The organism is Paenibacillus humicola, from assembly GCF_028826105.1.
Taxonomy (GTDB): Bacteria; Bacillota; Bacilli; order Paenibacillales; family Paenibacillaceae; genus Paenibacillus_Z; species Paenibacillus_Z humicola.
Genome location: NZ_JAQGPL010000001.1, coordinates 2,694,036 through 2,707,408 on the forward strand (window position 1 = coordinate 2,694,036; position 13,373 = coordinate 2,707,408).

Below are 13,373 nucleotides of genomic sequence, written 5' to 3' on the forward strand. Positions count from 1 at the left end.
GCTTTTTAGATTGGCCGATCTTGTAAGATTTTCGGGTCATTTAAATAAAACGACTACGATCTTTCTGGAAAATACTCATCTGCTCGGACTGCTGAGTCAGTGCCTGCCACAAACAACATCTGCCGTTTTTCTTGGGCTGCCGAAGTAGTTCCAAATCCTCATTTTTTGTTTTTGTTAGGTATGGCAATAAACCAAACAAAAAAATAATAAATGTGACCTTTACAAACAAAATATACCCGAATTCGCTAATTCCCGCAGCGCGGAAGGAAGCGCTTTATCCTCTAATTTATGCAGATTTTATACGCGAAACGCGCATTTGAAACGGCAAATTGAAATTAGTTCCAACAACTCAATTTTGTTTTTCCATTCTATGCTAAAATACCAAACAAACGAATAAAATAAGATTACGCATTTGCAGCCTCGTTCCTAAAAGACCCGCTCCGCCGCATGCCGCCGATGCTAACAGGACGCCCCGCAATTTTCATATGCGCAAGCAGACGTAGGATCACCATTCCAGAAAAAGGAGCTGGCACGATGTTGTCGAGGAAAATGACAGCGCTTTCGTTAACGGCCGTTATGCTCACGGCGGGACTGCTGTCCGGCTGCTCGCCGAAGCAGGCGGGCGACCGGAGCGTAGTGACCGTGGCGGAGCCGGCAATGACCAGTCTCGACCCCCATGCCTGGCAGGCCCAGATACTCGTGGATCAGGGGACCATTCTTGAAGGCTTGGTCGGCTACGACACCAATCTGAATCTGGTGCCGAAGGTGGCGGAGCGCTGGACGGAATCGAAGGACGGCCTGACCTGGACGTTTTACCTGCGTAAGGACGCGAAGTGGAGCAACGGGGAACCGGTGACGGCAAAGGACTTCTATTACGCCTGGATGCGGTTCATGGGGCCGGAAAACACGCAGGCGCCGACGTGGGAAAGCTTCATGCAGTTTGTCGTAAACGGGAGCAACTACCATAACGGGGCGGTGCCGGCGGATCAGGTCGGGTTGAAGGTGGTCAATCCGTACGAAATCCGCATCACGCTGGCGCGTCCGCACCCGTCGCTGCTCGGCTGGTTCGCGCTGTCGTCGTCGATGCCGCTGTATCAGCCGGTGGTCGACAAGCATCCGAACGATTGGTTCATGCCGCAGTATTTTGTCGGCAACGGGCCTTACGTGGTCCGCAAGTTCGTGCCGAACGGCACGCTCGACCTCGTCCGAAATGAGAAGTACGCAGGGAACCCGAGCGGGTTCAATGTCGGCAACGTGAAGGAAATCAAAATCATTCCGACGCCGTCGACGCCGGTGCAGACCTATATGGCCGGCCAGCTTGATATGGCGCCGATTTCAAACCCGTCCGACTATGTGTTCCTGCGCAAAAAAATGCCCGATGTGGTCCACGAAACGCCGAACTTTCAAGTGCAGGGGCTTACTTTCGATAAAGCGCTGGAGAAGTCTCCGCTTGACGATGAGCGCGTGCGCAAAGCGATCGCGATGGTCATCGACCGGTCGATTATCGCGAATAAAGTCATGAACGGCATGGTTCTTCCGACCGACGTCTTCGGCCCGCCCGACTGGCCGAGCGCCAAATTTCAGAAGGGGATTCCGAGGGACGTGGATCAGGCGAAAAAGCTGCTGGCCGATGCGGGCTATCCCGGAGGCAAAGGCATGCCGACGATCCATATTTATACGCCGGCCGTCGGCGACCCGCAGGTGCTTGCGGCGGTATCCGCGGCCGACCAGCTGAAAAATACGCTGGGCATCAACGCCGTCATCGAGCCTACGACCGGCTCGCTTTTCGGCGATATCATCTGGGGAGGCTACCATCAGGACGTCAAGCCCGGTTTCTTCATGTCCAACGGGGTCGTCAACTGGTGGGATTCGTCCAACATGGACCTGCAAACCTTCGAGGCGTACGCCTACAGTCTTCCGCCGGAATGGCGGCAGTACGTCGCGAAAGCGAGCATTGCGACCAACAATCCCTATTCCGTGACCAAATACGGAAGTCCCGACGACGAGAAGAAGGGCATTCAGGAAGCCGACTGGAAACCGCTGCAGGACGCATTCGAAAAAGACAACGCTTTCCTCGTTCAATACGCCGCTTCCCAGACCGATCCGGCGTACCGGGATTCGCTCACTCCGCTTCCGAGCAACGCGGAGGTGTGGCAGGGCTATCTCGACGCCTGGAAAAATGCGAAGACCGATAAAGATAAGCATACGGCATGGGTGAACGCGTGGAATTTTATCGGGAACGCCACCGGTCTCGACATGCAGGTGTGGCAGGACCAGCACCGTCCGGACTACGCCAAGCAGTGGAATATATTGTCCGCACGCCAGGCGGCAAGCGATCTCGATAAAGCGCCGGAGATCGCCGGGCAGCTGGCGCAGTCGATTATCGACAGCGGCTGGGCCGTTCCGCTGTACGCGCCGAAGGACATCTATATTACGAGGCCGTGGATCAGCAACGTCGTCTTCAACAAATTTTCGTTCGGCAACTTCTTCCAGCTGCAGTACCTGACCGTGAAGGACGATGCCGCCGCGGCCAAAGGAAAGTAATTTCAGACGAAAAGAGGCGTTTTCCATGCAGTTGTCCGGATTTCTGGTTAAACGGCTCCTGGCGATCGCGATAACGACCTGCGTCATTATCGCGCTGTCTTATACGCTGATGTATTACGCTCCCGGCAGCTTTTTCGACCAGCAGCTCGTCGCCCAGCAGACGGGGGCCTTGTCCGCCGCGAATCCGCAGGCCTACCAGGACCTGATGAAGCAGTGGGAGGAGCGATACGGGCTGGATAAACCGCTCTACGAGCAGATTTACCTGTATATCGTGCACTCGTTCTCGCTTAACTTCGGCACGTCCTTTCAAAACTCGACGACGCCCATCATGAATACGTTAAAGACGGCGTTTCCCATCAGCGTGTTTCTCGCCATCGGCTCGACCTTCATCGCCGCACTGATCGGGATTCCGCTCGGCATCTTCGCCGCTATCCGCCGCAACAGCTGGGTCGATTACTGCCTGACGACGCTGTCCCTTGGCGGCCAGGCGATACCGCCGTACGTCATCGCCGTTTTTCTGATGCTGATCTTCGGCGTGTTCTGGCCGGTTCTGCCCATTAACGGGTGGGGGACCGCTCAACAGACCGTTCTCCCCCTGATCGCGCTCGCCATCGGCAACATCGGCGCGATTACGCAGTATATGCGCAGCAGCCTGATCGATACGCTGAACCAGGATTACATCCGGACGGCGAAAGCGAAAGGCGTGCCGGAAGGGGCGCTTATCCGGAAGCATGCGCTGCGCAACTCGCTCGTCGCCCTGGTGACGATCGTCGGGCCGCAGATCGCTTTTACCGTCGTCGGCGCGACCTGGATCGAGAACCTGTTTTCCATACCCGGCCTCGGCACCATGCTCGGCAACGCCTTCCAGGCGAACGACTATCCGCTGGCGGTGACCTCGATTTTCATTTTATCGCTGCTGGTGATGCTCATGAGTCTGCTCGTCGATATCGTCTACAGCCTGTTGGATCCTCGCGTGAAGCTGGGGTCGTAAGCCTGCAACAATTTTGGAAACAAAGGAGGAGCTCACGTGAGTACAGCCCAAAGCATTGCGGGGGTCCAGACGATCCCGGAGCGGAAAATAACGCGCGGATCGCTGGCATGGCGGCGGTTCTCGAAGAACCGTCTGGCGGTTGTGGGATTGGTGTGGGTGGCCATTGTACTGGTCATTGCGGTCATCGGGCCGCTGATCGCGCCGTACGGCTACGAACAGGCGAATTATATCCACGCGAACGAGGCGCCGAGCTGGAGCTTTCCGTTCGGCACGGACAGCCTCGGCCACGATATGTTCAGCGAAATTATTTACAGCATCCGGTTCGCCTGCGTCATTGCAATCGGGGCGACGGCCGTCGCGTTCGTCATCGGCGCGGTGCTCGGACTCTGGGCCGGCTTCGCCGGTAGGGTGACGGACAATATCATCATGCGGCTCGTCGATCTGATGTTTGCGTTTCCGTCTTATTTCCTGAACCTGATCCTGGTTGTGTCGCTGGGCCGGGGGCTGTTCCCGATTTTCCTCTCGATCGGCATTACCCAGTGGGCGGGCCATGCGCGGCTGATCCGCGGGCTGGTGCTGACGCTGAAAAACGGGGAAATGGTGGAAGCCGCCCGCTCGCTCGGCGCGACCCGGTTTCATATCGCCCGGCACTACCTGCTGCCGAACATTATCGGAAGCGTTATCGTGTCGCTGTCGTTCAGCCTGCCGACGGCCATGACGCTGGACGCCGCGCTGAGCGTCGTCGGGCTCGGCCTGCAGCCGCCGATGCCAAGCTTCGGTAACCTGATGACCGCGGGCGGGCAAAATATTCTCGGATTTCCGTGGATGCTTTATTTTCCCGCCGGCGTGTTCGCGCTGACGCTGCTGTCGTTCCTGTTCGTCGGTAACGGCCTGCAGCTGGCACTCAACCCGAAAGGAGATGCGTAAGCATGGCGCCTTTGCTCGAGGTTCGAAATCTGCACGCAGCGTTTGACCGGCCGGGCGGCAAAGTGTACGCCGTGAACGGCGTCGATTTTGCGGTGGAGCCCGGCGAAACGCTCGGCATCGTCGGCGAAAGCGGATCGGGGAAATCCGTATCCATCCTGTCGCTGCTCGGTCTGATCGGCACGAACGGCCGCGTCACCGGGGGGCAGGCTTTGTTCGAGGGCAGGGACCTTCTCGCATTATCGAAAAGGGAGCTGCGGGCGCTGCGCGGCCGGGAAATCGGCGTCGTATTCCAGGATCCGATGACAAGCCTGAATCCGATTCAGCGCATCGGCGACCAGATTGCGGAGGCGATGCTCGTTCACCGGCTGTGCAGCAAGGAGGAAGCGTATAAGCGCACGTTGGCGCTGCTTGAGGAGGTCGGCATCCCCGATCCGAAAAGCCGGTACCGGAGCTATCCGCACGAGTTTTCCGGCGGCATGCGCCAGCGGGTCATGATTGCGATCGCGCTGGCCTGCCAGCCCAAGCTGCTGATCGCCGACGAACCGACGACCGCGCTCGACGTGACCGTGCAGATGCAGGTGCTGGCGGTGCTGCGCAAAGCGCGGGAGAGACGGCGGATGAGCACCATCATCATTACCCACGATTTCGGCGTTGCCACAAATTTCTGCGACCGGATCGTCGTGCTGTACGGAGGCAAAGTGATGGAGAGCGCAACCGCCGAGCAGTTTATCCGCCACTCGGTTCACCCGTACAGCACCGGTCTGAAGTCGTCGATTCTCGAAATCGGGAGCAAAAACCGCAAACTTGTACCGATTCCCGGCCAATCCGCAGTGGCGATACTGCCGCCGTCGGGCTGTCCGTTCGCGCCGCGCTGCTCGAAAGCGATCGAGCCGTGCCGCCGCGATATTCCCGAGCTCACAACGGTCGACATGAACCATTCGGTGGCCTGCCACCGCGCGGAAGAGGTGATCAACCATGTCATCTGAGGAGCTCCTCGTCGTGAACGGCATCAAGAAGATGTTCAACGTCTCCGGCAAAACGCTGAAGGCGGTAGACAATGTATCCTTCCGCATCCCCCGCGGCAAAACGCTCGGGCTCGTCGGCGAGAGCGGCTCGGGCAAATCGACCGTGGGCCGCACGGTACTGCGGCTTCTCGAGCCGGACGGGGGAAGCATCCGGTTCGACGGGGAAGAGCTTACGAAGCTGCCCGGCGAAGCGCTGCGGAAGAAACGCCAGCAGATGCAGATGATTTTCCAAAACCCGTTGTCGGCGCTCAATCCGCGCATGTCGGTCGGACGTATTATTCAGGATCCGATGATCATCCATAAAATGGGGACGAAGAAGGAGCAGCTGAAACGGGTCGACGAGCTGCTCGAGCGCGTCGGGCTTCCGCTGTCCGTGGCGGACGCTTATCCGACCGAGCTGTCCGGCGGACAGCAGCAGCGGGTCGGCATCGCGCGGGCGCTGGCCCTGCAGCCGAAGCTGATCGTTTGCGACGAAGCCGTTTCCGCGCTCGACGTGTCGATCCAGCTGCAGATCATTATGCTGCTTCAGGAGCTGCAGCAGGAGTTCAATTTGACCTCCATCTTCATTTCCCACAATTTGGCTGTGGTCGAATATTTGAGTGACGAAGTGGCCGTTATGTATTTGGGCGAAATCGTGGAAAACGGGCCGGTCGAGGAAGTTTTCGCGAACCCGCAGCATCCGTATACCCGCGTTTTAATGGATTCCGTATTGAAAATTCCAGAGTCCGGCGTTAAGCGGGAAATGGTCGAAATCCGCGGGGAAATGCCGTCGCCGCTGAACCCCCCTTCCGGCTGCGCCTTTCATCCGCGCTGCCCGCTGGCGACCGAGAAGTGCCGCTCGCAGAAGCCGGAGAAGCGGTTGATCCGGCCGGGTCACGAGGCGGCTTGTCATTTTGCCGGGTAAGCGAAAGGTCCGATAAGGGCGTTTTTTCAGCGGAAGGGGCCGAATCGGCAGGTTTGCCGGAATACGGCGGGTTTTTCGGCCGCGGTAACACTGATACGGCAGGCTAATCGGCCGCGGTAACAGGGCTGCCTGCGGCTTTATAATCGATACTAATTTCCGGTTGAGCAAGAAGGAAACGGCACTGACTCCAACGAACAGGGATACAGGGCGTTTTTTCCAAAATCAAAGGTACCGGGAATGAGAACGGAGGAGCCATACGAATGAAACTGACTTACGAACAGCGGGAGCATTTGCTGGAGCACGGCTACGTCAAGCTGCCGGGCGTTGTTCCGAAGCTGATGGTGGACGAGGCCGTCAAGGCGATCAATCATTCCGTCGGAGAAGGGATGGACACCGAGCGGATGCCGATTTTTAGGTCGCAGTCGTATTGCCCGGAGCTGCAGCGGGATCCGGTCATTACGGGTCTGCTGAACAAGACGCCGATTTGGGAGCTGGCCGAATCCGTCATCGGGGAAGGCAAGCTGAAGCCGGCAGGCGCCGGCCAGATCGCGCTTCGGTTTCCGGCAGCGGCCGAGCTGAATTCGCTGCGGACCGGTTATCACCTGGACGGCATGCATTCCCCGAACAACGGCGTCCCCAAGGGCGTCATCGCCAATTTCACCGCCCTCGTCGGGGTGTTTCTGAGCGATCTGCCGAAGCCGAATGCGGGAAATTTCACGGTGTGGCCGGGCACGCACCGGCTGTTTGAAGCCTATTTCCGCGAGCACGGACCGGATGCCTTGTTAAACGGGATGCCGCCCGTTCCGATGCCGGAGCCGGTGCAGATTACGGGACAGGCCGGGGACGCGGTGCTGGTCCATTACCAGGTGGCGCACGGGATCGGTCCCAACGTGTCGCCGAATATCCGGTATGCCTGCTTCTTCCGATTGAAGCATGTCGATCACGATCTGGACTGGCGCGCCCCGATGCGTAATATATGGCTGCACTGGCCGGGCATTCAATCGCTCGGACGGTAAAGCGCGACAAGGAGCAGACGCTGCGGCGTTCTGCTCTTTTTTGCCGGCTTTAGGCACCTGCCGCACGCCGGCGTTGGCGCTTGCCGGCTTTGGCTCTTTTATGAAGCACGGTTATTTGATATCATTGGAAGAACCTGTAATGATTTTGATGGAGCCTGGAGGAATCCGATGATAAAACCGACTTTTGTCGATTCGAAGCTCCGGAAATCGATCGAAGACCGAGCAAGCATATGCGATCAACGGACGTTGGCGCTTTGGGCCGCCGATTGCGCCGAGCATGTGCTCCGGCACTTCGAACGAAAGGCGCCGGCAGACGACCGGCCGCGCCGCGCGATTGAAGCGGCGCGCGTCTGGGTGCGCGGCGAGCTTCCGATGGCGCGAGCGCGCAGAGCCGCCTTTGCCGCGCACACCGCCGCGCGCGAAGCGGGCGACGCGGCCGCCGCCGCAGCCGCGCGTGCCGCCGGCCACGCCGCGGCGACCGCTCATGCCGCCGCGCATGCCGTGCATGCCGCAACCTACGCGGCCAAAGCCTGCGCGCACGCCTCCGGCCCCGGCGTTTCCGCCGCCGCAGACCGGGTGCGCGAGTGGCAGCTGCGGCGACTGGCGGAGTTATACGGAGGCGAAACGATATAAATCGGGGCAAGGCAGCTGCCTGCCGTAACGGCTGATCCCACACAACGCAAGGCAAGCTGCCAGACCTCATGAGATGAGCACAGCCATTAACTGACGGAAGTCAAAGACGGCTGTGCTTTTTTTCAATTTTCGTGAACCGGACGAACGCCAGGCGCATCTAATCCATGAAAGAACAGGAGGCGTCATCAGACATGAACGTCATCATTCGGCCCGTGCTGGAAGACATTTATTCGAGGATACACGAATTCCAATGCGAATATCTGGACCGGGAAAGCTTCGCCGAATTTGCCGCGCGGGTCCGGACTAATCCCGGCTGCTACCTCACGGCTTTTGACGAAGAAGAGCTGGCCGGTATTTGTTACGGCCAACCGTCGCGCAAGGACCGGTCCGCCTTCGCGATTCAGGGAATCGCTGTCAATCTGGATGCGAATAAAAGCTTCGCCAGACGAGGAATCGGCAGCCTGCTCGTCCGTGAAATCGAAACCATCGCGATGTCGGCCGGATTTCGCAGGCTGGAAGCCGGCAGTGCCGACGATCCGAAGGTCGAAGCCTTTTATCTGAAAAACGGGTTTGACCCTTTCGAGCTTGTGGCAAAAGGACCGGCCGGCGAAGAATACGAGCGGGTGGGCGTTTCCTCCTGTGCGGAAGGCAGCAAAACAAGAGCGGTGATGCGTGAAAAGCACCGCCAGGCGGAAGTGATTTATATTTTCATGAAGCGCATCGGTTAAGTTAATAACCCCTTATCCGTTGACCCTTGCCGATTTCGGGGTCATCGAAGAGGACGAAGCGCGCAACAAGCTGGCGTCTACAGCCGATTTAAACGCGCGGGAGAACGGCCGCAGCATCTTTAACATGAGCGTCAAATTCGTTTATAATGGAACTACGTTCGCACCGGTTCATCAGGATTCAACCTTTATCGATATTTTATCTTAGAAAGGCGGCTGCAAAATGGAATACGTCCAGCTCGGAAAAACGGATCTGAAGGTTTCGCGCATTACATACGGCGCTATGGAGCTCGGAGGAGGCAATGCATATGCGGGCGGCATGGACCGGTGGGCGGTCAAGCCCGACGAAGACAATATCCGGCTGCTTCAAACGGCGTTTGAAAACGGTGTCAATTCGTTCGATACGGCGGAGCTCTACGGTGCCGGACGTTCGGAGATGATCGTGGGCAAGGCGCTCGGCGGGATGCGGAAGGACTGCGTCATCGCCACGAAGATCAGCCCGCATCATTTGCGGCCAAACGATATCCGGATTGCCGTGTCGCAAAGCTTGTTCCGGCTCAATACGGACTATATCGATCTGTACTACATTCACGCTCCCAGCAAGGAGATTCCGATCGAAGAGACGATGAGCGAGCTCGTCAAACTCCGGCAGGAAGGCGTGATTCGGGCGATCGGCGTGTCCAATTTTTCGCTAGGCCAGCTGAAGCAGGCGATGGAATACGGCCGGATCGACGCGATTCAGCCGGAGTACAACCTGCTGCAGCGGAACATCGAGCAGGACCTAATGGCGTATTGCGTCGAGCATGAAATCAGCATCATGAGCTACAACTCGGTCGCCAAAGGCATCCTGACCGGCGCGTTCCATCTGTACGGCCATCAGGTAAGCGATTTCCGGCGCAACCGTCCGTTATTCCAGCCGGATAACATGCGGAAAACGGCTCCGCTCATCGCGGGCTTGAAGGAAATCGCCGATGCGCGAGGCGCCGCGCTGTCGCAGGTGGCCATTCACTGGCTGTTCCGCCAGAAAGGCTTGACATCCGCGATTATCGGGACGCAGAACGAGCAGCATTTTCTTGAAAATCTGAAAGCCGTCGGCCTTCAGGTGACGGACGAGGAAATCGCCGGACTGAGCGCCGTGAGCGCGGACGTGCTGCAAAGCATCGCCAATTAATCACACAGGACGTGCTGCAACATCCCCAGGCTGCCCGGAATTTTTGCCGGGCGGTATTTTTTTGCCGGATTTCGGCATGAATTTCATTTGATCACACAACCTACACACGATGTACACAGGAGTCCGTTATACTTCGGATTGAAGGAACGGAGGTGCAGTGGATACGATGACAACCATGCATTAACAGGGCCGGCAGCCGGCTGCTTGAGAAATGGGAAACGTGCAGCCCCTTCCGGGATTCAGTCTCGCTTGTGGTAACATAATGGGACGGGATACGCGAATTTGTCCCGACTCAAATCGATAACGATACGGATTGACCCGGAGTGTGCTGCCATGAAACGAAGTATATTATTGGTGGAAGACGATATTTTGATGCGCGAGTTTATAACGGATTATTTTAAAAAGGAACAGTGGGACGTACATGAAGCGGAGAACGGGCGGATCGCCATGGAAATTTTCGAACGGACGTCCGTCGATCTCGTCGTCCTGGACATTATGATGCCGGAAATGGACGGATGGTCGGTATGCCGCCGTATCCGCGAGAAATCGGACGTACCGGTCATTATGATTACGGCGAGGGCGGAGGACGAAGACCAGGTCATGGGGTTCGAACTCGGCGCCGACGAATATGTCACAAAACCGCTAAGCCCGCGGGTACTGGTCGCCCGCGCCACGGCCTTGATGAAAAGAACGGAAGGGACGGTCGGCCGCGAAGGCGGTACGCTCCGTTTCGGGCGGCTGTCCGTCAACCGGATGGCTCATGCGGTCTCCGTCTCGGGTCAGCCGGTCAATTTGTCGCCGAAGGAATACGATCTGCTGCTCTTTCTCATCCGGCACAAAGGAAAGGTGCTGTCCCGCGAATATATACTGGACGCGGTCTGGGGATACGAGTATGAGGGCGATTTGCGCACCGTCGATACGCATATTAAAAAGCTGAGAGCCAAGCTCGGGGACGAAGGCCGGATGATCGGCACCGTCATCCGCTCGGGCTATAAATTCGACGTCGAGCCATGAGAAAAAACAGCGTCGTGCTTAAGCTGTTTGTCGTCACGTCGGTCATGATTCTGCTTGTCTATTCGCTTGTGATGCTTGCGGAAGGCTTGTTTTTCGAACGTTTTTACCGGCTGTCCAAGGTTCATGCCCTGGAACGGAATATGAGCCGGTTTGCGGTGCAGCTGGGGCAGGCGGGTTCCGGCGAGCGGGAGCTTTCCCGGCTGCTCGGCGCATTCATGAACGAAAACGATGCAAGCACTGCCCTGCTAAATCAACGGTTCGAGCGTATCGCCGTCGATCCTTATTTTTTGGAGCTGCAAACGTCAAAAAAACGGATCCTCATACCGATTCCGGCGGAAGGCATGACGCAGGACGATCTTCCGCAAGGCATCCGGGCCGGGGATACGCTGACAGTGGACGGCATTTACATGGACGAGAAGGATACCGTTCTGCATCCCGTCGTCATCCGGCGGGAAAATGCGGCGGCCGTCCAGGAAGGGCTCACACGGGTTTCCGGAAAAGTTTCGGATCTCCTGCTGCCTGAACAGCGTTCGTTCAATCCGCTTTACCAGGATTCGCTCCTGGACGACGCACTCCGCGACTGGGTGGCGGACGAGGGCGGCGATCAGTCCCGGCTGCGCAGCGGGCAGACGGTCCGGACGGAATGGAGCGACAAATGGAGCGGCGTCCGGTACGCCGTGCTCATTCGGCCGCTTCCGGCGGCCGGCGGCGGGGAGCGCTATTTGTTCGTTCTCAGTTCGATGCAGCCTGTCGGAGAAGCGGTCGACATTCTCGGGAAGTACGTCATCTTTTTGACGCCGATCATTTTGCTGCTGATCCTTGTGCTGTCGCTCATCTACTCCCGAATCGTATCCCGTCCGCTGATTGCGCTCAGCCGCTCGGCTGCGCGCCTGGCCCGGCTGGATTTCGGCGCAGAGCCGGAAATCCGCTCGAAGGACGAGTTCGGCGAGCTGTCGCGCCATTTGACTTTGTTATCCCGGAATTTGGATTCGGCGCTGCAGGAGCTGACCGAGGCGAATACGAAGCTTCAGCAGGATGTGCTCGAGAAGCAGCGCTCCGAGCAGCTGCGCAAGGAGCTGATCGCGAACATCTCCCACGAGCTCAAGACGCCCCTCGGCATCGTGAAAGGCTTTGCGGAAGGCCTGCAGGACGGGGTGGCCGGCGATAAAAAGGACCGCTACCTGGCGCTCATCGTAAGCGAAACGGACCGGATGAACGCGTTGATCATGGATATGCTGGAGCTGTCCAAATACGAGGTTAAAGCGGTTCGGCTGAAGCCCGAAAGCCTGCTGCTTCAAGCGCTGATTCAAACCGCGGCCGATTCGTTCGCGCAGCAGCTTGAAAGCAAAGGCTTGCGAGCCGAGTTAAAAGCCGGCGAAGAGGACCTGCGCGTCATTGCGGATCCGGCGCGGATCGAGCAGGTCGTTCGGAATTTGCTGAGCAACGCCATACGCCACGCGACGGAGCAGAGTATCGTTACCGTCGAGATACGCCGAGCGGCGGACGGACGCGTTATAACAGTCGTCGAAAACGACGGACCGCACCTCGCGGAAGAAGATCTTGCCCGCATTTGGGATCATTTCTACAGGGCCGAGCGCTCGCGGGACCGCAAATCCGGCGGAACCGGTCTCGGTCTCGCGATCGTCAAGCATATTTTGGAGCTTCACGGCAGCACGTTCGGCGCACGCAACACGGCGGACGGCGTCGCCTTTTATTTTACCTTACAAGAAAGCGGAGGAAGTCCTCATGACTAACAAGAAAACGATCCTTTTAATTACTGCGGTGTTCGTGCTGCTGCTGTGCAGCGCATGCGGCGCGAAATCGGACTCCGCGGCGAATGCCGCAAACGGGCAGCAGGCCGGTACGAGTCAGGAAGGGTCTGGAGCTCAAGGCGCAGGCGGAGCGGGTAACGGGGATAACGCCGGCCTCGGAACGGAACCGGCAAACGCGGGCCAAGGAACGGACGCGGGGAATGCCGGCAACGAGACTGGCCATGGAACAGACGCAGCGGGCGCCGGCAATGCGGATCAAGGAACGAGCACGGCCAACGCCGAAAACGACATTTACATCATTATCGACCAGACTCCGAAGCCGATCGAAGGCAACAGCTTCGATTTTACGGTCAACAAGCGTCCGGACGGGTATGCGCTGTCTGAAATGAAGTGGGTGTCCGATAAGACCACCATTGTCAATACGACGGCGGAGGCTATCGCTCACGGGGGCAACGACGAAGACGGGTTTTATATTAGCGGCGACGGGCAATTTTCCGGGTTCATTTATCCGGATAAGATGAAGGGCGAGGAAGGCACGGTGACGTTCACCTTCAAGAACGATCAGGGGCACGAGCTGACCTGGTCTAAGAAACTGACGCTCAAGTAGTTCTGAACGATCAAATAATAGTGCAGCATCGCTTTCATGCACCG

At 58.0% G+C, this 13,373-nt stretch carries 12 protein-coding genes; all 12 read left to right on the forward strand.

All coding sequences use genetic code 11. The features are described from left to right. The first annotated feature begins 534 nt into the window (after window positions 1-534). Window positions 535-2,544 (forward strand): peptide ABC transporter substrate-binding protein, encoded by a 2,010-nt coding sequence (locus PD282_RS12485; protein ID WP_274651002.1) that lies wholly within the window; start codon window positions 535-537, stop codon window positions 2,542-2,544. Window positions 2,545-2,569: 25 nt separating this feature from the next. After that, window positions 2,570-3,535, forward strand: coding sequence for an ABC transporter permease (locus PD282_RS12490; protein WP_274651003.1), 966 nt, complete (start codon window positions 2,570-2,572; stop codon window positions 3,533-3,535). 36 nt (window positions 3,536-3,571) lie between these two features. Then, the gene (locus tag PD282_RS12495; protein WP_274651004.1) at window positions 3,572-4,462 is read left to right on the forward strand and encodes an ABC transporter permease; all 891 of its coding nucleotides are present in this window, start codon (window positions 3,572-3,574) and stop codon (window positions 4,460-4,462) included. Between the two features lie 2 nt (window positions 4,463-4,464). Next, complete coding sequence (locus PD282_RS12500; RefSeq protein ID WP_274651005.1) at window positions 4,465-5,448, forward strand: ABC transporter ATP-binding protein; 984 nt, start codon at window positions 4,465-4,467, stop codon at window positions 5,446-5,448. Continuing rightward, the gene (locus PD282_RS12505) at window positions 5,438-6,391 is read left to right on the forward strand and encodes an ABC transporter ATP-binding protein (protein WP_274651006.1); all 954 of its coding nucleotides are present in this window, start codon (window positions 5,438-5,440) and stop codon (window positions 6,389-6,391) included. The genes PD282_RS12500 and PD282_RS12505 overlap by 11 nt, the downstream gene beginning before the upstream one ends. Window positions 6,392-6,651: 260 nt before the next feature. Further along, on the forward strand, window positions 6,652-7,407 hold the full coding sequence (locus tag PD282_RS12510; RefSeq protein WP_274651007.1) for a phytanoyl-CoA dioxygenase family protein: 756 nt from the start codon (window positions 6,652-6,654) through the stop codon (window positions 7,405-7,407). Window positions 7,408-7,575: 168 nt separating this feature from the next. Continuing rightward, on the forward strand, window positions 7,576-8,040 hold the full coding sequence (locus PD282_RS12515; protein ID WP_274651008.1) for a putative immunity protein: 465 nt from the start codon (window positions 7,576-7,578) through the stop codon (window positions 8,038-8,040). A 191-nt stretch (window positions 8,041-8,231) separates the two neighbouring features. After that, window positions 8,232-8,768 (forward strand): GNAT family N-acetyltransferase, encoded by a 537-nt coding sequence (locus PD282_RS12520; RefSeq protein ID WP_274651009.1) that lies wholly within the window; start codon window positions 8,232-8,234, stop codon window positions 8,766-8,768. A gap of 220 nt (window positions 8,769-8,988) precedes the next feature. Then, window positions 8,989-9,936, forward strand: coding sequence for an aldo/keto reductase (locus tag PD282_RS12525; protein WP_274651010.1), 948 nt, complete (start codon window positions 8,989-8,991; stop codon window positions 9,934-9,936). Window positions 9,937-10,269: 333 nt separating this feature from the next. Continuing rightward, the gene (locus PD282_RS12530) at window positions 10,270-10,950 is read left to right on the forward strand and encodes a response regulator transcription factor (protein WP_274651011.1); all 681 of its coding nucleotides are present in this window, start codon (window positions 10,270-10,272) and stop codon (window positions 10,948-10,950) included. After that, entirely contained in the window at window positions 10,947-12,704 is a 1,758-nt protein-coding gene (locus tag PD282_RS12535; protein ID WP_274651012.1) for a sensor histidine kinase, read from the forward strand. Before PD282_RS12530 ends, PD282_RS12535 begins: the two co-directional genes overlap by 4 nt. Further along, on the forward strand, window positions 12,697-13,329 hold the full coding sequence (locus tag PD282_RS12540) for a hypothetical protein (RefSeq protein ID WP_274651013.1): 633 nt from the start codon (window positions 12,697-12,699) through the stop codon (window positions 13,327-13,329). The genes PD282_RS12535 and PD282_RS12540 overlap by 8 nt, the downstream gene beginning before the upstream one ends. Window positions 13,330-13,373: the final 44 nt, after the last annotated feature.